An 18,357-nucleotide genomic window follows, 5' to 3' on the forward strand; every position below is an offset into this window, starting at 1 on the left:
TCCCGGCGGGGCTGATCCTGAAGACCGGATCAACGGCGTTCAGCACGGATGAGCAGCCGTTCAGGGCTAGATGGGGGTACTGACTTAACGAAGGAAAAGTGTGCTCGGACGAGATGGATTGGGCCCTACTGCACGAATTGCGGCGTGATGCCCGGCCGTCCTTCGACGAGCCGTCACGTAGAGTGCATCTACCACCGCCTACGGTGGCGGATCGGATCCGCTGCATCCTGCGGGACCCCGAGGTGGACACCTGGCCGGAGGTCCTGGAGATCCACCAGGTCGCTGCCGACACGCGCAGCGCCTGCGCCCCGAACAACGCCTGCTGCAGACACATCACAGGCGACCTTTCTCCATTGTGGGGCATTCCGGTCAACCGCACGAACCACCGGTCATCGTCGATCGGATCGATAGCCGGTTGCCGCGACCACCCTGTCGTCCGCCGGGCCGCCTGACGCATGGCCACTGAGCAAACACCCAAGGCGACCACCGTCCATCAGTGCACGTTCGACCGGCGGACAGGTGATCTCGCCGGGCAACACGGCCACCGGCCCGGGCACGGAGTCTGGCCGGCGTACGGGCCGCACTCTTCTCGCCAGCTGACCGGTTGTTCTGGCCGAGTCGGCCATACCCGGAGCGGGGCTAAGTTCGATAGGATCGAACAAGACTCGTCCGGGCCACACCCGCCCGCGCCAGCCCCGCAGGAGGACCGGTGCGCACATCGGAACACCGCAGCCAGCAGGTCGACCCCCGACCCGCCCTGGTCGGTGCGCGGATGCGGCGGTTCCGCACCGAGCGGGGCCTGACGCTGCGCGGTCTGGCCGCCCGGTCCGGGCTGTCGATCGGCTTCCTGTCGCAGGTCGAGCGGGGCGTCTCGTCGATCGGGCTGACCGCGCTGAACAGCGTGGCGGCGGCCCTGGACCGACCGGTCGCCGAGTTCTTCGACGACGGCCAGCCAGCGGTCGAGGAGGTGCCGGCAGCCCGGCTACCCACGCACTTCACGTTGACCCGGGCCGAGAGCGGCGCCACCGAGTACGTCTCCGGCCAGCAGACCTACCGGATGTTGTCGGCCCGCGGCCCCAACCTGGTGTTGGAGCCGATGCTGGTGCACATCGCACCGGGTGGCCGGCGCGAGGAGGCGTACGGGCACGGTGGCGAGGAATTCGCGTACGTGGTGCGCGGTGAACTGCTCTACGAGGTCGACGGGGTCGAGCACCGGCTGCGCCCGGGTGACAGTCTGCACCTGCGTTCGAATGTCCCGCACCGGCTGTTCAACGACACCGACGAGGTGACCACGGTGGTCTCGGTGGTCACCCCACGGCTGTTCTGAGTCAGCTGTTCACTCACACGCTACGAAGCGGGAGCGCTTTCAGGCCTGAGTAGGCGGTCCATCTCGGCCGCCGCCGCCCGCCACACGTGGCTGCCGGGGTCGATGACCGAAAAGTGGTCGCCGGGCTGTTCGAGGTGGATCACGTCGTCGCCGACCGCCCGTGCGGTGGCGACGTACCGGCGGTTGAAGTCGATCAGGTCGAGGTCGTCGCCACGCCCCTGCACCACCAGTTGCGGCACCCCGATCGGCAGCCGACTCATCGGGTCGGCGCCGGCGTAGACGCCCGGCAGGTCGGTGTGCCGGCCGCCGAGCGCCGCCGGAACCGCACCCGAGCCGATGTCGCGCCGGTCTCCCTCGACAAGATCGAGTACGCCGGCCAGCGAGACGACCAGCGCCGTGGGGCCACCGTCGGCGGCCACCCGCAGCGCGAGCTGGGCGCCGGCAGAGTGCCCGATCACCGCGACCCGGTCCAGGTCGACCATCGACCTCACGTTCGACCTGAGGCCGACGTCGAGGGTGCCACCCACTATCGGGTCGAGCGCGTCGAGCCTGGCCAGGGCTTCGACACCGGCGGCCACGTCGGCTGTCGTGGCGTCCCAGCCGTGCCGGTCCGGCCGGCGGTACTCCAGGTTCCAGACCGCGTAGCCACGCGCGGCGAGGTCGGCGGCCAGGGCGTCCATCAGGTCCGCGCCCCAGATCGACCGCCAGAATCCGCCGTGCAGCAGCACCGCGACCGGCAGCGGCCGCCTTTCGACCCCCGCCGCCTCGATCCCGGGAGCCTGGCGATCGGCGGGCAGGCCTTCAGCCGGCAGGTGCAGGTCGGCCCACTGCTCGGGGTGCGGGCCGTACGCGAGACGGATCGACGGGGTGCATACCCGGTGCACAGCGTGCCGGACCGCCCAGCCGAGGCCCCAGATGCCACGCCCCTGCAGGTGCACCGCCCCGGCCGCGACCGGGACCGGCTCGGCCACGGCCAGGTCGTACCAGACGGTACGGACCGCGTGCGGGCCGTCCAGGGACAGCAGCGCCCTGATGGCCGGCTCGGGTCCGGGCAGCACCACCAGCACCGTGGACGGTTCGCGGCCGACGTTGTCGAGGATCCGCCGCAGGCCGGCGACGTCCGGGGCGGTCAAGAACCGCCCGGTAACGCCCAGCGTGGTGAACTCCCCATCGGCGACCTCGGCCAGCAGGTCCCGGTCGGCGACCAGCCCGCCGACCGCGACGACCAGCACGTACGGCCGCAGCACCCGCCCGCTCATCGGCGCAGCAACGGCAGCACGGCGGAGCCGAGCAGTTCGATGCCGCGGTCGTCGGTGAGGCCGTGCGGGGTGCCGAACTCGACCCGGCGGACCCCGGCGTCGATCAGTGCCTGGGCCTGGGCGGCGACCTGTTCCGGGGTGCCGGAGAACGCGAACAGGTCCAGCAGGTCGTCGGGGATCAGCCGGCCGGCGTCGGCGTCGGCACCGGCGGCGACGAGTTCGGAGACCCTGGCCAGCAGGTCGGCGGGAAGGGCCACCGTGGGGTCGAGGTCGGCGACGACGGCCAGGTACATGGCGACCTCGGTACGCGCCTTCGCCCGGGCCGCCGGCCCGTCGGTATCGACGACGGTGACCGCGCCAAGCACGATGCCGATGTCGTCGACCGGGCGGCCGGCGGCGTCGGCACCGGCGCGCACCCGGTCGCGGATCACCGGCACCATCGCCGGATTGGCGCTGCCACCGACCTTGATCTCCGCGGCGATCCGGCCGGCGAGGGCGGCGCCACGCTCGCCCCAGGCGCCGAGCAGCAACGGCGGGTCGGGGCGCTGCACCGGGTAGCGCAACGCGGTGCCCGGCGCGAGCCGGAACACCCTGCCCTCGAAGCCGCTGGTGTCGCCGCCGAGCAGCCGGTAGACGACCTGGGCGGCCTCGGCGAGCGCGGTCAGCGGCCGGGGCTGGTCGAGGCCGACGGCGCCGAGCCAGGTGCCGCGCGCCAGGCCGAGGTAGGCCCGCCCGTGCGAGGCCAGGTCGAGGGCGGCGAGCTGGCCGGCGATCTCGTACGGGGCCATCGAGTACGGGTTGAGGCAGGCGGTGCCGAGCCGTACCCGGGTGGTGGCCGCCGCCATCTCCAGCAGCGGGAAGATCGGCGGCTGGTACATCAGGTCACCGAAGACGGTGAGCACATCGAAGCCGTGCTGCTCGGCGCGGCGTGCCAGCCGGGCGTAGTCGCCGGCCCGCTTGTCGCTCTGCAGGCCGAGCCCGATCTCGACGGGTGGCACGGTGGTCCTCCTAGGTGGACGAGGCGGAATCAGGTCAGGTCGGCGGAGTTCATCCGGCGGCGGCAGGTCCGCTCGACCCGCATGATCAGCCGCTCCTCCGGGTCGGGGCAGGCGAACAGCGAGTCCTGGGCGAGCCAGTCGCCGGCCGGCAGGTCGCGCTGCTTGGCGGCCAGGAACGGCAGCACGGACGCGAGCGCGTACACGCAGAAGTGCTTGCCTTCGGGCAGCTTCAGGTGGGCGCTGTCGGTCAGGTCGAAATGGTCGCCGACCGCCATGCCGCAGACGGAGCGGCCCTCGATCCGGTCGACGCTGACCCGCAGGTCGTAGATGTCCATGTCGCCATCGGTACCCTCGGACATGATCAGCTCTCTTCCAGCCGTACGACGATCTTGCCGACCGTGCGCCGGGTGGCCAGGTCGGACAGTGCTTGCGGTGTCTCGTCGAGGGTGACGACCCGGCTGACCGGCGGCCGGACCGCGCCCTCCGCGTGCAGGTCGAAGATCGCCTGGTACGCCGCGCGGACCGCGTCGGGGCGCTGCCACGGATATGCCGACCCCCAGGACAGCCCGACCACGGTGGCGTTGGCGGCGACCAGCCGCATCGGGTCGACCGGCGGCGGTGGCCCACCGGCCGCGCCGATGACCACGATCCTGCCCTCGAAGGCGAGGCAGTCCAGCGACCGGGTGAACACGTCGCCGCCGACGGGGTCGAGTACGACGTCGACGCCGGTGCCCCGGGTCGCCGCGCGGACCTCGGTGACGAAGTCGGCCGCATGGTAGTCGATGGCCAGGCTGGCGCCATTGCGCCGGCACAGCGCGACCTTCTCCGGCCCGCCGGCGGTGCAGATCACCCGGGCCCGGCGGGCGACCGCGAGCTGGGTGGCGGCGATGCCGACACCGCCGGCACCGGCGTGGATCAGCACCACGTCGCCGGCCCGGACACCGGCACGCTCCAGGGCGAACCACGCCGTCTGGTACGTCACCGGCAGCGCGGCCGCGTCGACGGCGCTGATCCCGACCGGCCGCGGCACGGTGAGGTTCGCGTCGACGGTGACCCGGTCGCCGAGCGCGCCGTGTGGCAGGGTCGGGCAGGCGAGCACATGCTGGCCGAGCAGGTGACCGGCATCGGCGCTGGCGGCGACGACCCGGCCGGCAACCTCGACGCCGGGGGTGACCGGCGGGTCGGGGCGGACCGGATAGGTGCCCCGGCACAGCATGACGTCGAGGAAGTTCAGGCCGACGGCGTGTACCGCGAGGGTCACCTGGCTGCCGGGACCGGGTGCCGGGTCATCGGGCAGTTCGGCGACGGTCAGCACATCGTGTGGCTCGCCCTCACGGTACGCGACCAGTCGTCGGATCATGTGCCGACCAGCTCGCTGTGGTGGTGCATGATGACCCAGCCGCTGCCGGCGCGGCGCAGTACGTCGGTGACCCGGCTGTGCTGCGTCGGGCCGTCCGGTGGGACGGCGACCAGCACGTACCGGGCGACGGCGGTGTCGTCCCAGACATCGACGCGCAGGTCGGTGGCGGCCAGGACGGCGAGCGTCGGGCGGGCCCCGGCCGCGTCGCGCTGGTCGCGGTACGCGTCTAGTTCGGCGCGGGTGCGCAGCGGCCCGGGCAGGTGACTCTCCCAGGTGGTCACGTCGGCGTGCAGGTGGCTGTCGAAGCGCCGCCGGTCGCCGGCGAGGAACGCGTCGTACAGGTCGTCGATGCCGGCCCGGATCAGGTCGGTGTCGGTCTGACTGGTCACCATGCGCTCCATCCCGACCGGTCGTCGCGGACGACCCGGCCACCCTTCATCACCCAGCGGATGCCACGGAACGCCGAGGTCTCGGCGGTCGGGTCGGCGTCCATCGCGACCAGGTCGGCGTACTTGCCGGTTTCGATCGTGCCCAGGTCGGCCTCGGCGCCGAGCCAGCGGATGGGGCCGAGGGTGCCGGCGCGCAGCGCGCGGGCCGGGCCGATCCCTTCGGACATGTATTCGAGCTCGCGGACCGAGGCGTTGGTGCCCTCGAAGTGCCAGAACGGCGGCATGTCACTGCCGAGCAGCACCTCGACCCCGGCCGCAACGGCCATCGCGAAGCTTTCCAGGTGACGCGGCCCGGCGCCGAGCGACCGGCACTGCATCCACTCCGGCACACCGAGTTCGTCGAAGAACTCCTTGCAGCGGGTGACCAGCAGGGTCGGCACCAGCGCGGTGCCCTGCGCCGCCATCCGGGCGACCACCTCGGGGGTGAGCTGGTAGCCGTGTTCGACGCAGTCCAGACCGAGTTCGACGGCCTCGGCGATGACCGGGGCGGGTCCGGCGTGGGCGGTGACCCGCCGGCCCCAGGCGTGCGCGGTGTCGATGACGGCGCGCAGCTCGTCGGTGAACAACTGTCGGGTGTGGATCGACTCGTGTTCGCCGGCGATCCCGCCGGAGATCATCACCTTGATCAGGTCGGCGCCGGCCTTGACCTGGGAGCGCACCCCGCGGCGGAAGCCATCGGCGCCGTCGCATTCCAGGGTGTCGCCGCTTTCGTGGCCGTGGCCGCCGGTGCAGACCAGTGCCTGTCCGGCGGTGAAGATCCGCGGCCCGACGACCCGGCCGGCGGCGATCGCCCGACGCAGCGCGAAGTCGGCATGCTCCTTCTCGGCGACGCAGCGGACCGTGGTCACTCCACAGAGGAGGGTCCGGCGGGCCCCGTCGGCCATGTAGAGGGCCAGCTCGTGCGGGTTCATCCCCTTGACCCCGTCGCCGCCGCTGCCGGGCAGCGACAACGACAGGTGGGTGTGCATGTTGGTCAACCCCGGCGTGACGTACGCCCCGTCCAGGTCGATCGTGGCGTGCTCGCCCTCGGCACGGGCCTGGGCGAGGACGGCGTCGACCGGGCCGACGGCGGCGATCCGGTCGTCGCGCACCAGGATCCCGGCGTCGGACTGCGGGGCGACCCCGTCCACGATCCGCCCGTCGACGACGGTGCAGTTCACCAGTACGGCCGACACCGCGGCCCTGTCCTCACTCATGCCGCCACCTCGCTACGCTCGGCGTCGCCATATCCAAGGCCGAGCCTGATGGTTCGTTCGCTGCGCTCACTCACGGGTAGTCCTCGAATCCATAGCTCTGGCGGGCGGCTTCCGGGGTCACGTAGCCCTCGGCGATGTCGTGGCGGATCGCGGCTGGGTCGCGCGCGGCGGGCTCGCCGTGCCCGCCGCCGCCGGCGGTCAGCAACGTGACCCGGTCACCGACCTCGACCCGGGTACGTTTCGTCGACACCCGCGCCTCCCGATCCGTACCCGGGAACACGACCACCTGGTTCGGGTCCGGCTCCCGACCACCGGACAGCGCCCACGGCCGACTCCGGGTCTTCTTGATCACCGACAGGAACTCCCCCGGCGTCACGAACCGGATGTCCCGCCGCAACCCGGCACCACCCCGGAACCGCCCGGCCCCACCGGAATCGACACGGAACTCGACCCGCTCGAAGAACATCCCGGTCCGGGCCTCCAGCACCTCGATCGGGGTGTTGCGGGCCTGGGTCTGGCACAGGTGGTTGACCGGGCCGATGCCGTCGTGGTCGGGGCTGGCGCCCCAGCCGACCGGATCGTTGTTGCTGACCGCGAACAACGCCCCGGTGTCCGGGTGCGTACCCACCATCATGAACCCGGGTACGTCCCCACCCGACGACGCCGGCAGCAGATCCGGCATCCCCTGGGCGAGCGCCTTGTAGATGAGTTCGAGGGCGACGGTGCCGGTCCACTGGGTGAACGTCGCCGCCGGGTACACGGCGTGGAACAGGGTGCCGGGCTCGGCGCGTACCTCGAGGGCGGTGAAGTGTCCGGCGTTGGTCTGCTCGGTCGGGGTGGTGACCGCCTTGAACGCTACCCGGGCGGTGGCGATGGTCGCGCCGAGCGGCAGGTTCACCGGCCCGGGTACGGCCGGCGACGAGCCGGCGAAGTCGACGGTGAACCTGCCGTCGGCGACGGTCACGGTGACCTGCATCCGGATCGGGTCGTCGGTGATGCCGTCGTCGTCGAGCCAGTCCACGGCGGTCCACGAGCCCTGCGGCAGGGCGGCGACAGCCTCGGCGGTGGAAGCCTGCGCGGCGGCAACCACGGTGGACACGACCGCGCCGACGGTGTCCCGGCCGTAGCGGGTGTAGACGTCGATCAGCCGGCGTTCGCCGGTGCGTAGCGCGGCGACCTGGGCATGCAGGTCGCCGATGACTAGGTCCGGCATCCGGGAGTTGAACCGGATGAGTTCCACGATCTCGTGCGCCGGCTCGCCGCGCCGAAAAACCTTGGTGCCGGGAAAGATGACGCCTTCCTGGTGCATGTCGGTCGAGTCGAGCACGTAGCCGGGGTCCTTGGCGCCCAGATCCATCCAGTGCGCGCGGACGCAGAGAAAGCCGATGATGTCGCCGTCGCCGGCCCCGTCCACAGGAGGCAGGAACACCGGGCTGAACAGCGTCGCGTCATACGAGTGCGCGGCGTTCCAGTACGGGTAGTTCAGCAGCACCACGTCGCCGGGTTCGAGGTTGTCGACGCCGACGTACTCGACGCCTTTACCGATCGAGTAGTCGTTGGCGCCGAGAAACCGGCTCAGCCCGGTCGACTCGGCGACCAGCCGCAGGTCGGCGTCGTAGATGGAGATGCCGAAGTCGTACACCTCGTAGATGACCGGGTTGAAGGCGGTCCGCACCAGTGCGGCGCGCATCTCCTCGGCGGCCGAGACCAGGTAGCTGCGGACCACCTCGACGGTGGCGCCGTCCGGTTCACTCATCTACGTCCACTCCGTAGATCTCCCGGGCGGCGGCCTGGCTCACGTAGCCCTCGGCGACATCGTGCCGGACCAGTTCCGGATCCCGGTCTCCCGGCTCGCCGTGCCCGCCGCCGCCGGCGGTCAGCAACGTGACCCGGTCACCGACCTCGACCCGGGTACGTTTCGTCGACACCCGCGCCTCCCGATCCGTACCCGGGAACACGACCACCTGGTTCGGGTCCGGCTCCCGACCACCGGACAGCGCCCACGGCCGACTCCGGGTCTTCTTGATCACCGACAGGAACTCCCCCGGCGTCACGAACCGGATGTCCCGCCGCAACCCGGCACCACCCCGGAACCGCCCGGCCCCACCGGAATCGACACGGAACTCGACCCGCTCGAAGAACATCCCGGTCCGGGCCTCCAGCACCTCGATCGGGGTGATCCGACCGGTGCTGCCGGACACGTGGGTGGCGGCCTCCATCCCGTCGTGGTCGGTGGTCGCGCCCCAGCCGACCGGATCGTTGTTGCTGACCGCGAACAACGCCCCGGTGTCCGGGTGCGTACCCACCATCATGAACCCGGGTACGTCCCCACCCGACGACGCCGGCAGCAGATCCGGCATCCCCTGGGCGAGCGCCTTGAGGATCAGCTCGACGGCGACGATCCCGGTCCACAGCGTGAACGTCGGCTGTGGATAGACAGCGTGGAACAGCGTGCCGGGCTCGGCGAGCACCTTCAGTGGCGCTACCGTGCCGGCGTTCGACGGCTGGTCCGGGGAGGTCAGCGACTTCAGGATCACCTTGCAGATCGCCTCGGTCGCGCCGAACGGCATGTTGATCGGGCCGGCGGTGGCCGGCGCGGAACCGGCGAAGTCGACGGTGAACTCGCCGCCCGCGATGGTGACGGTGACCCGCATCCTCACCGGGTCGGCGGTGATGCCATCGTCGTCGACCCAGTCCTCGGCGGTCCAGGTGCCCTGCGGTAGGGCAGCCAGCGCCGCCCGGCTGCGCGCCTCGCCGTCGGCGATCATCGCGTCGATGGCCGCCTCGACGGTCGGCCGGCCGAACTTGGCCAGGATCTCCAGGTAGCGGCGCTCGCCGGTGCGCAGCGCGGCGATCTGGGCGTGCAGGTCGCCGAGCACCTCGGCCGGCATCCGCGAGTTGAACCGGATCAGCTCGTGGATCTCGTGCACCGGCTTGCCCTTCGACACCACCTTGGTACCCGGGAAGATCAGGCCCTCCTGGTGCATGTCGGTGGAGTCCAGCACGTAGCCAGGGTCCTTGGCGCCGAGATCCATCCAGTGCGCGCGGACGCACAGGAAGCCGACCAGGGTGCCGTCCGCGTCCGGATCCGTGGGGTCGGGTTGGAAGACCGGGGCGAACAGGGTGGCGTCGGAGGCGTGTGCGGCGTTCCAGTACGGATAGTTGAGCAGCACGATGTCGCCGCGGTGCAGATTGTCGAGGCCGACGTACTCGACGCCCTTGCGCAGCGAGAAGTCGTTGGCGCCGAGGAAGAACGTCAGGCCGGTCGCCTCGGCGATCAGCCGCAGGTCGGCGTCGTACATCGACATGCCGAAGTCGTGCACCTCGTAGATGACCGGGTTGAACGACGTGCGGATCAGAGTGGCCCGCATCTCCTCGGCCGCCGACAGCAGATAGCTACGGACCACCTCGACCGTGGCACCATCCAATGTGGTCACGCCCCCACCTCGCTTCGCTCGGCAGTCGCATGAGCTGTCCGGCTGAGCTTGCCGATTCCCTCGCCACGCCCGGTCATGATTCCTCCAGGGTCACCAGCAGGTAGCCGTGCGCGTCGACCTCGACACGTTGTCCGCTGGGGACGACGGTGGTCGAGGTGCCCTCGTCGACCAGAGCCGGGCCGGCGAACACGTCGCCGGGTGCCAGCAGAGACCGGTCGTAGACCGCGAACGGCACGACTGACCGGGTGCCGAAGTCGTACGCGTCACGCGGGGCGAGCAGCGCCCGCGTCGGGTCGCCGTCGCCGGCCGACAGGCTGGGCAGCTCCGGGCGACGGGTCCGGCCGATTCCGCGTACCCGCAGGTTCAGGATCTGCAGCCGGTTCTCCATCGCGTGGCCGTACCGGGCCCGGTGCAACTCCTCGAACGACACCCGGATGGCGTCGGGATCCAGGTCGTCGCCGACGGTCACCATCAGGCTGTGCTCCTGGCCCAGGTAGCGCAGCTCGAACTGCCGCTCCAGGATCGCGTCCCGCGCGTCGACGCCCTGAGTGTGCAGCGACGCCACCGCCTCGGCCTCCACGCCGGAGAACATCGCCTCGACATGGTCCAGGTCCGCGTCGTCCAGGGTGGCCATCACGGTACGGGCGAAGTCGTCGACAATGTCCGCGGACAGCATCCCCCAGGCGGAGAAGCCGGACGGGGCGAACGGCACGACCACCTCGCGGATGCCCATCTCGCGGGCCAGCAGCGGGGCGAGCAGCGGCCCGGCGCCGCCGAAGGCGAGCAGCGAGAAGCCGCGCGGGTCGTGACCCCGTTCGACGGTGATCTGGCGGACCGCGCCGACGGTCCTGGCCAGCAGCACGTCGTAGATGCCGGCGGCGGCCGACTCCACGGACAGCCCGAGCGGCTCGGCGATCTGTTCCCGGACCGCGTCGCGGGCGGCGGCGTCACGCAGCCCCATCGTGCCGGCCAGGAACCGTTGCGGGTCGACGTAGCCGAGTACCACCGACGCGTCGGTGACCGTCGGTTTCGTGCCGCCCCGGCCGTAGCAGACCGGGCCGGGGTCGGCGCCGGCGCTGTGCGGACCGACCTTGAGCAGGCCCCGGTCCAGCCAGGCGATCGAGCCGCCGCCGGCGCCGATGGTCCGGATGTCGTACGTCGGGATCAGCAGCGGGAAGTGCTCGAGCTGCGCCTCGTACGCGGCGACGGCGGTGCCGCGCTCGATGACGCAGGCGTCCAGCGAGGTGCCGCCGATGTCGAAGGTGAGCAGGTTGTCCCGGCCCAGCTCGTTGGCGAGGTAGGCGGCGCCGACGATGCCGCCGGCCGGGCCGGACAGCACGGTGTGCGTCGGCGACGTCTTGGCCACCGTGGACGTCATCGACCCGCCACCAGAGCGCATGATCAGGAACCGGCCGGTGAAGCCGCGGGCGGCCAGCCCACTCTCCAGCTCGTCGACGTAGCGTTCGAAGATCGGCCGGATGTACGCCTCCAGCACGGTGGTGCTGGTCCGCTCGTACTCGCGGTACTCGCGGACGATGTCGGTGGACAGCGACAGGCTCACGTCCGGGTACTCGCGCCGGATGATCGCGGCGGCCTCCCGCTCGTGGGTCGGGTCGAGGAACGAGTGCAGGAAGCAGATCGCGATCGACCGGACCCCCTGCACCTCGACCAGTTCGCGGGCGGCGGCGCGGACGCTGTCCGGGTCGAGGTCGTCGACGACCCGGCCCTTGTAGTCCAGGCGACCGGTGACCCCGGCCGTGTAGCGCCGCTGTACCAGACTCTCCGGGCGCTCGTACCTGAAGTCGTACATGTGGTCGGCGGGTACGTTGCCGCGGCCGAGCAGGAAAATGTCCCGGAAGCCGTCGTTGGTGATGATGCCGGTCGCGCCGCCACGGCGTTCCAGCACCGCGTTGAGACCCAGCGTGGTGCCGTGGATGAACAGCTCCACATCGGACAGATCGGTGCCGAGCGCGGTGACCGCGTCGAGCACCCCCTCCCACGGCCGGGCCGGCGTGGTCGACGCCTTCCGGAACCGGACCCGGTTGGTGCGGGTATCCAACTCCATCGCGTCGACGAACGTGCCGCCGATGTCGACGGCGAGCCGGATGTGCGGTTCAGACAAGGCTCTCACTGCCTTTCATCAGGACGGGGATCTCGGGAATGCGCCAGCAGGCCGCCTCGCTCGCGCCGTACGGCCGCAGTTGCTGCTCTTCGGACCGGCAGCGGTCGACGGCGAACGGGCAGCGGGCAGCCAGCGGGCACCCGACGGTCGCGTCGGTGTCCGCGAGGTCCCGGGTCAGCTCGACCCGCGGCCCGCCGAAGCCGGCGCCGAGACTGGGCGCGCTGGACAGCAACGCCCGGGTGTACGGGTGTTTCGGGTCGTCGAAGACCTCGTCGACGGGGCCCTGCTCGACCACCCGGCCGAGGTAGAGCACCACCACCCGGTCGGCGAAGCCGCGCACGGTGGCCAGGTCGTGCGAGATGAACACCGAGCCGCGCGAGTTGTCCCGGGCGACATCGGCGATCACCTCGAGGATCTGGGCCTGGACGGTGACGTCCAGCGCCGACGTCGGCTCGTCGAAGACGATCAGTTCGGGGCGGCCGACCAGCGCCCGGGCGATCCCGATCCGCTGCGCCTGCCCGCCGGACAGTTCGTGCGGCTGCCGGGACAGGATCGACCGGTCCAGGTTCATCCGGTCCAGAACGGCCGCGACCCGTCCGGCCCGCTCCCCCGCCGGTACGCCGAGGGCGCGCAGCGGTTCCGCGATCGAGTCACCGACCGTACGGCGTGGGCTCAGCGACCCGATCGGATCCTGGAAGACGAGTTGTGCCCTGGTCCGCAGCCGGCGCAGTTTGCGGCCGCGCAGGCCGGCGTACCGCTGCCCACCGACCTCGACGGTGCCCTGGGTCGGCTCGACCAGGCCGAGCATCAGCTTGGCCAGGGTGCTCTTACCGCATCCGCTCTCGCCGACCACGCCGAGCGTCTCGCCGGCCGCGACCCGCAGGCTGACCCCACGCAGCGCGTGGTGGCCGCCGCGCCCGAACCGGCTGCGGTACACCACGTGTGCGTCGTCGATCGCCAGCACTGCCGGCGCGCTGGCCGAGGGCTTGTCGGCCACGGTGACGGCCGGGGCCGCGCCGGATGGGGTCGCGTCGACCGGGACGGTGGCGGTCGGGGCCACGGTCAGCGGGCCGGACTGGGGGTGGAAGCAGGCCAGGGTCCAGCCGTCGGTGCCGCCGGGCACCGGGGTGGTCGCCGGCCGTCCGGTGCCGCAGTTGTCGGTGGCGTGCGCGCACCGCGGCGCGAACGGACAGTTCTGCGGCGCGGTCCGCAGCAGCGGCATCGAGCCGGCGGTCGCGACCACCGGCCGCCCGTCGACGTCGGGGACCGAGGCGAGCAGGGCCCGGGTGTACGGGTGCGCCGGCTCGCGCAGCACCCGGTCGGCCGGGCCGGACTCGACGACCGTGCCGGCGTACAGCACCACCACCCGGTCGCAGACCGGCGCGATCGAGGCGAGGTCGTGCGAGATGAGCAGTACGCCGCGCCGGTCGGTGTCGGCCGCCTGCCGGAACTGGCGCAGGATCTCCCGGGTCAGGGTCACGTCCAGCCCGGTGGTCGGCTCGTCGGCGATCAGCAGACCGGGAGCGCAACCGGTGGCTAGCGAGATCATCACCCGTTGCGCCATCCCGCCGGACAGCTCGTGCGGGTACGCGTCGAGCCGCCGGGCAGGATCGCGGATACCGACCGCCTCGAACAATTCCCGGGCGGTCGTCCGGGCCTGCGCCGCGGACATCCCCCGGTGGGTGGTGAGCCGGTCGGTGAGCTGCCGGCCGACGGTCCGGGTCGGCGACAACGCGCCGCGCGGGTTCTGGAAGCACAGCGCGGCGCCGTGTCCCCGGTGCGTGCGCAGCGCCTCGGCGTCCATCCGCAGCACGTCGGCGCCCTCGAACCGGATCGCGCCGGTGGCGTGCGAGCCGCCGGGCAGCAGCGCGACGATCGACCGGGCGACCATGCTCTTGCCGCCGCCACTCTCGCCCACCAGCCCGACCACCTCGCCGGCGTCGACGCGCAGGTCGACGTTGCTCAGCGCGGCGACCTCGCGGCCGGACCGGCGGATCAGCACCGAAAGGTTCTCGATCGACAGCATCGTCATCTCCGCTTCGCGTCGGCGCGTTCCTGCAGCCCCTCGCCGAGCAGGCTGAACCCGAGCACGCAGACGAGCAGGACGAGACCGGGCGGCACCGAGGTCCACCAGCGGCCGGCGACCACGTCGGCGTTGCCCAGGCTGATCATGGCGCCCCACTCGGCGGTGGGCACGCTGACGCCGAGTCCGAGGAAGGACAGGCCGGCGAGGGTCAGCATGGCCCAGCCGCAGTTCAGCGGGGCGATCACCCGGACCGGGGTGAGGCAGTTGGGCAGGATGTGCCGCCAGAGCACGCCGAACGCGGACGAGCCGGCGGTCACCGACGCGTCGACGAACGGCAGTTCCCGTACCGAGCGGGCCTCGGCGCGGACCAGGCGGGCGTACCCGGGCGCGTTGACCGCCGCGATCGTGATGATCAGGTTGACGGTGCCGTTGCCGAGCAGGGCGGCCACCGCCAGGGCCAGGATGAAGGTCGGGAACGCCTGGAGGATGTCGAACAGCCGCATCAGGACGTCGTCGACCCAGCCGCCGAGGTAGCCGGCGAGCAGTCCGAGCAGGGTGCCGACGACGACGGAGAGGGCGACCGACGACACCGCGATGCCCAGGTCGAGCCGGCCGGCATGCAGCAGCCGGCTCCAGATGTCCATCCCGTTGCTGTCGGTGCCGAGCAGGTGGGTGCCGCCCGGGGCGACCAGGTTGCCCGCCGGGTCGATCTCCTCCGGCCCCCACGAGCTGAGCAGCGGGGCGAACAGCGCGGCGAGCGCGACCACGGCCAGGATCACCGCACCGGTCCAGATCAGGACATTCGCGAACCGGCCGTCGCGGACTCCGCGGACCCGGACCGGCGCTGCGGTGTCGGCGGTCTCGCCGGGGCCACCGGCGGCGCGCAGGTCAACCATCAGATTTTCACTCTCGGATCGAGGATCGCGTGCACCACGTCGGCGATCAGGAACACGAGCACGTACGCGAACGCGATGATCACCACGGACGCCTGCACCACCGGGTAGTCGCGGTACAGCAGGCCGCGCAGCGCCCACTGGCCGAAGCCCTGCCACGAGTAGACGTACTCGACCAGCACCGTGGAGCCGATCGCGGTGCCGAAGACCAGCGCGGCCAGCGACGGCACCCGGACCATGGTGGCCCGGGTCAGGTATCCCCGGAGCAGGGTACGTCCGCGCAGGCCGTGCGCCCCGGCGGCGACGTACGACTCGGAGTGCAGCACCTCCAGTGCCGACGCCCGCACACTGCGCAGCAGCGGTGCCACGATGACGATCGCCAGGGTGGCCACCGGCAGGACCAGGTGGGCCAGCGCCGAGGTGAACGCCGGCCCGTTCGCGGTCAACGCCGCGTCGACCAGGTCGGCGCCGCTGATCGGGGTCAGGTTGGTGTCCGGATCGACCCGGCCGCTGGGTGCCGGGAACCAGCCGAGCACGCTGTAACCGACCAGGATCAGCACCAGGCCGAGCCAGAACTCCGGCATCGAGTTTCCGATCAGGGCCAGGATCCGGATGCTGTGGTCACCGAACCGGTCCGCGTTACGGGCCGACCAGATGCCGAGCCCGACCGCGACGACCAGCGCCAGCGAGACCGACAGCACCACGAGTTCCAGCGTCGGCCCGATCCGCAACGCCACCTCACCGCCGACGGCCGCGCCACTCTGGATCGACGTGCCGAGGTCGCCGGTGAACAGACCGCCGAGGTAGTCCAGGAACTGTTTCCAGATCGGCTGGTCGAGCCCGTACCTGGCACGGGCCGCGGCGGCGTCCTCGGGCGTCGCGTTCGGGCCGAGGATGGTCTGGATCGGGTCGCCGGGCAGCACCCGGACCAGGAGGAAGGTCAGGACGACCACGCCCAGCAGCACCGGGATGAGCTGGAGTAGTCGCCTGATGACGAAACGTAGGATCCGCACGACAGGACTCAGGCCGAGGCGCTCAGGTAGCGCAGCCGGGCGAGCCCGTCCATCGGCTGGACCCAGCCGGCCACCTTCTCGCGTACGGGGAGGTTGAAGTTGGGCTGACAGATGATCACCCAGGGCACGTCGGCGGCCAGGATCGCCTGCACCCGGGTCCACAGCGCCAGCCGCGCCGCCGGGTCGACGGTGGTGTGTGACTGCTCGTAGATCTGCTCGATCTCCGGGTTGCTGTAGTTGGAGTAGTTCAGGTTGGCGCCGGAGACGAAGCTGGTGGCCAGCATGTACTCGACGTCGTTGACCCAGAGCTGACCGGAGGTGATCTGCAGCGGGATGTTCTTCTGCTGCCGCCGCTCGGCCAGCGTCGCCGGGTCCAGCGGGGTGAGCTTGAGTTCGATGCCGGCCTTGCGCGCCTCGGACTGCACCAGCACGGCGAGCTGCTGCTGGGTGTCGTTGTCGGTCTGGAAGACCAGTTCCGAGCTGATCGACGGCTTACCGGCCGCGGCCAGCGTCGCCTTGGCCTTCTCCAGGTCATAGGTATACGGATAGCCAGCGGGGTTGTAGCCGGGCATGTCCAACGGCACCAGACTGCTGGTCGGCCGGGCGTCGCCGCCGTACACGTTGGCGATGATCTGCTCGTACGGGACCGCCTGTGCCAGCGCCTTGCGGACGTTGACGTCGTCGAACGGCGCGGTGGTCACCGACATCTGGATAGCCACCTGCTCGTTGCTTGCCGCCGAGATGACCTTGATGCCGTCGGCGTTCCTCAGATCGGCGATGTCGCGCTTGCTGATGCCCAGTGCGACGTCGATGTCGCCGGCCTGCAACTGCAGGCGCTGGTTGGCGGCGGCCGGGACGACCGAGATCCGGATGGTGCCGGTCCGCGCCGGATCCGGGCCGGTGTAGCCCTTGTTGGCCTCCAGCACGATCTCCTGGCCCTGGGTGGCCTTGGTGACGTTGAAGTAGCCGCCGGTCGGCACGTTCTTGGCGAACCACTCCTTGGCCCACGGGTCGGCGTCGGTGGCGTGCTTCTTGGCCTCGACCGAGTCGAAGACATACAGCGAGATCGCCTGGATCTGCAGGGTGAGCGCGCTCGGGAACGCCTGGGTGAACTCGACGGTGTAGTCGTCGACGACCCGGATCTGGTCCGGCTCGGTCAGCCCGATGGTGCGGTACACGCCGGCGACGTTGGCCTTGGCCGCGAACGCCCGGTCCTTGGACCACTTGACGTCGGCGGCGGTCATCTCGTTGCCACTGGCGAACTTGACGCCCTTGCGCAGCTTCAGGGTCCAGATCTTCTGGTCCGCGCTGGGCGTGAACGACTCGGCGAAGGTCGGGGTGACGTTGCCGGTGTCCAGGATCTTCGAGCCGCTGACCTCGGTGACACCGTAGTCGACCAGATACGGGAAGACGTTCTTGTAGAGCATGAGCGCGGTCGGGTCGAAGCCGACGAAGTCCTGGTCCCAGCTACTGAGGTAGCTGGAGACGGCGATCCGTAGCGTCGCCGCGGCCGGGCCGTCGGATTTGCCGTCCGAGCTGCCGGACTGGCCGGCGGCGCAGGCGCCGGTCGTCAGCAGCAGAGCGACGGAGCCCCCGAGCTGCAGCACCGACCGACGGGAGAGAGCGGGTGATCCGGATCCGACCGGACGTGCTGAACCAGCCATTGGACAGTCCTCCAGTGCCGCGACGAGGTGGGCCGCAGGCGGCCGCCTACCTGGAGATGTTCTATCAGGCTATAGATTTGTGAACAAGAGTGAAACCGCTGTTCACCACAGCATCAGCCCTGCTGGCTGGGAACTTGACTGAACGGGGGATCCCGGTCGACGGAAGTTGTTCACCAAATTTCACAAGGGGGATACAACTAGCTGCTCGGCCACCTCGACCTCCTCGCGCGGCTCCAGCACCAGCACCGGCACCGCCGCACCGGGCGCGCTGACCGGCCCGTCCTCGGCCCGGTTCCCGCCGGTCGGCGGCACCGCCCGTTACCTTTTGATCCTCCCCAGCCGGGGCTCCTCGGTCGCCCGGCCCGGTATGACTTCCCGCGACCAGCTGCTTCCGGTTCATCTCCGCCCACCGTGCCATGTTCGGCGTCAAGCGGCTGTGCGGGGTCCTGGCGGTTTCGCGCTCCGGGTTCTACCGCTGGACAGCCAGCCAGCGAGCCCGCCCGGCCGCTGACGCAGACTCACCGCAATCGATCATGCACGCATTTCCCGGCCCTGGGGCGTCCCTCCACGGCTGCCAGTCAGACTCCGGCGTCGTGGTGGGCAGCCCCTGCTG

Annotated in this window: 16 protein-coding genes; 2 read left to right on the forward strand and 14 right to left on the reverse strand. The window is 71.0% G+C overall.

Annotated features, from left to right (window positions below; translation table 11 throughout):
• Window positions 1-113: 113 nt before the first annotated feature.
• Window positions 114-452, forward strand: a complete 339-nt coding sequence (locus ACIBJE_RS03885; RefSeq protein ID WP_396743477.1) for an AsnC family transcriptional regulator — start codon at window positions 114-116, stop codon at window positions 450-452.
• 257 nt (window positions 453-709) lie between these two features.
• Window positions 710-1,327, forward strand: a complete 618-nt coding sequence (locus ACIBJE_RS03890; protein WP_396742480.1) for a helix-turn-helix domain-containing protein — start codon at window positions 710-712, stop codon at window positions 1,325-1,327.
• Between the two features lie 20 nt (window positions 1,328-1,347).
• On the opposite strand, the gene ACIBJE_RS03895 is transcribed toward ACIBJE_RS03890, so the two are convergent.
• The 14 genes from ACIBJE_RS03895 to ACIBJE_RS03960 form a co-directional block, all read right to left on the reverse strand.
• Window positions 1,348-2,586 (reverse strand): alpha/beta hydrolase, encoded by a 1,239-nt coding sequence (locus ACIBJE_RS03895; protein WP_396742482.1) that lies wholly within the window; start codon window positions 2,584-2,586, stop codon window positions 1,348-1,350.
• The gene (locus ACIBJE_RS03900) at window positions 2,583-3,584 is read right to left on the reverse strand and encodes an LLM class flavin-dependent oxidoreductase (protein ID WP_396742484.1); all 1,002 of its coding nucleotides are present in this window, start codon (window positions 3,582-3,584) and stop codon (window positions 2,583-2,585) included. Before ACIBJE_RS03900 ends, ACIBJE_RS03895 begins: the two co-directional genes overlap by 4 nt.
• A gap of 29 nt (window positions 3,585-3,613) precedes the next feature.
• On the reverse strand, window positions 3,614-3,943 hold the full coding sequence (locus tag ACIBJE_RS03905; RefSeq protein WP_396742486.1) for a TIGR04076 family protein: 330 nt from the start codon (window positions 3,941-3,943) through the stop codon (window positions 3,614-3,616).
• A 2-nt stretch (window positions 3,944-3,945) separates the two neighbouring features.
• Window positions 3,946-4,944 carry an NADPH:quinone oxidoreductase family protein gene (locus tag ACIBJE_RS03910; protein WP_396742488.1) on the reverse strand — a complete coding sequence of 333 codons (999 nt, stop codon included), beginning with the start codon at window positions 4,942-4,944 and terminating at the stop codon, window positions 3,946-3,948.
• Window positions 4,941-5,333 carry a nuclear transport factor 2 family protein gene (locus ACIBJE_RS03915; RefSeq protein ID WP_396742490.1) on the reverse strand — a complete coding sequence of 131 codons (393 nt, stop codon included), beginning with the start codon at window positions 5,331-5,333 and terminating at the stop codon, window positions 4,941-4,943. The genes ACIBJE_RS03910 and ACIBJE_RS03915 overlap by 4 nt, the downstream gene beginning before the upstream one ends.
• Window positions 5,330-6,589 carry an amidohydrolase family protein gene (locus ACIBJE_RS03920; protein ID WP_396742491.1) on the reverse strand — a complete coding sequence of 420 codons (1,260 nt, stop codon included), beginning with the start codon at window positions 6,587-6,589 and terminating at the stop codon, window positions 5,330-5,332. Before ACIBJE_RS03920 ends, ACIBJE_RS03915 begins: the two co-directional genes overlap by 4 nt.
• Before the next feature lie 70 nt (window positions 6,590-6,659).
• Window positions 6,660-8,345 (reverse strand): hydantoinase B/oxoprolinase family protein, encoded by a 1,686-nt coding sequence (locus ACIBJE_RS03925; RefSeq protein WP_396742492.1) that lies wholly within the window; start codon window positions 8,343-8,345, stop codon window positions 6,660-6,662.
• Window positions 8,338-10,026 carry a hydantoinase B/oxoprolinase family protein gene (locus tag ACIBJE_RS03930; RefSeq protein ID WP_396742493.1) on the reverse strand — a complete coding sequence of 563 codons (1,689 nt, stop codon included), beginning with the start codon at window positions 10,024-10,026 and terminating at the stop codon, window positions 8,338-8,340. Before ACIBJE_RS03930 ends, ACIBJE_RS03925 begins: the two co-directional genes overlap by 8 nt.
• 73 nt (window positions 10,027-10,099) lie before the next feature.
• The gene (locus ACIBJE_RS03935) at window positions 10,100-12,148 is read right to left on the reverse strand and encodes a hydantoinase/oxoprolinase family protein (RefSeq protein ID WP_396742495.1); all 2,049 of its coding nucleotides are present in this window, start codon (window positions 12,146-12,148) and stop codon (window positions 10,100-10,102) included.
• Window positions 12,141-14,180, reverse strand: a complete 2,040-nt coding sequence (locus tag ACIBJE_RS03940) for a dipeptide ABC transporter ATP-binding protein (RefSeq protein WP_396742497.1) — start codon at window positions 14,178-14,180, stop codon at window positions 12,141-12,143. The genes ACIBJE_RS03935 and ACIBJE_RS03940 overlap by 8 nt, the downstream gene beginning before the upstream one ends.
• Window positions 14,177-15,070, reverse strand: a complete 894-nt coding sequence (locus tag ACIBJE_RS03945; protein ID WP_396742499.1) for an ABC transporter permease — start codon at window positions 15,068-15,070, stop codon at window positions 14,177-14,179. Before ACIBJE_RS03945 ends, ACIBJE_RS03940 begins: the two co-directional genes overlap by 4 nt.
• Complete coding sequence (locus ACIBJE_RS03950) at window positions 15,070-16,080, reverse strand: ABC transporter permease (RefSeq protein WP_396742501.1); 1,011 nt, start codon at window positions 16,078-16,080, stop codon at window positions 15,070-15,072. The genes ACIBJE_RS03945 and ACIBJE_RS03950 overlap by 1 nt, the downstream gene beginning before the upstream one ends.
• Window positions 16,081-16,088: 8 nt before the next feature.
• Complete coding sequence (locus ACIBJE_RS03955) at window positions 16,089-17,687, reverse strand: ABC transporter substrate-binding protein (protein WP_396742502.1); 1,599 nt, start codon at window positions 17,685-17,687, stop codon at window positions 16,089-16,091.
• 237 nt (window positions 17,688-17,924) lie between these two features.
• Window positions 17,925-18,056, reverse strand: a complete 132-nt coding sequence (locus ACIBJE_RS03960; protein ID WP_396742504.1) for a hypothetical protein — start codon at window positions 18,054-18,056, stop codon at window positions 17,925-17,927.
• Between the last annotated feature and the right edge of the window lie 301 nt (window positions 18,057-18,357).

This window comes from Micromonospora sp. NPDC050187, from assembly GCF_044459745.1.
Classification (GTDB): Bacteria; Actinomycetota; Actinomycetes; order Mycobacteriales; family Micromonosporaceae; genus Micromonospora.

Coding starts and splice junctions, on each gene's coding strand:
- ACIBJE_RS03885 (WP_396743477.1), top strand. CDS start 114: ATGGATTGGGCCCTACTGCACGAATTGCGGCGTGATGCCCGGCCGTCC.
- ACIBJE_RS03895 (WP_396742482.1), bottom strand. CDS start 2,586: ATGAGCGGGCGGGTGCTGCGGCCGTACGTGCTGGTCGTCGCGGTCGGC.
- ACIBJE_RS03905 (WP_396742486.1), bottom strand. CDS start 3,943: ATGTCCGAGGGTACCGATGGCGACATGGACATCTACGACCTGCGGGTC.
- ACIBJE_RS03910 (WP_396742488.1), bottom strand. CDS start 4,944: ATGATCCGACGACTGGTCGCGTACCGTGAGGGCGAGCCACACGATGTG.
- ACIBJE_RS03920 (WP_396742491.1), bottom strand. CDS start 6,589: ATGAGTGAGGACAGGGCCGCGGTGTCGGCCGTACTGGTGAACTGCACC.
- ACIBJE_RS03925 (WP_396742492.1), bottom strand. CDS start 8,345: ATGAGTGAACCGGACGGCGCCACCGTCGAGGTGGTCCGCAGCTACCTG.
- ACIBJE_RS03940 (WP_396742497.1), bottom strand. CDS start 14,180: ATGACGATGCTGTCGATCGAGAACCTTTCGGTGCTGATCCGCCGGTCC.
- ACIBJE_RS03945 (WP_396742499.1), bottom strand. CDS start 15,070: ATGGTTGACCTGCGCGCCGCCGGTGGCCCCGGCGAGACCGCCGACACC.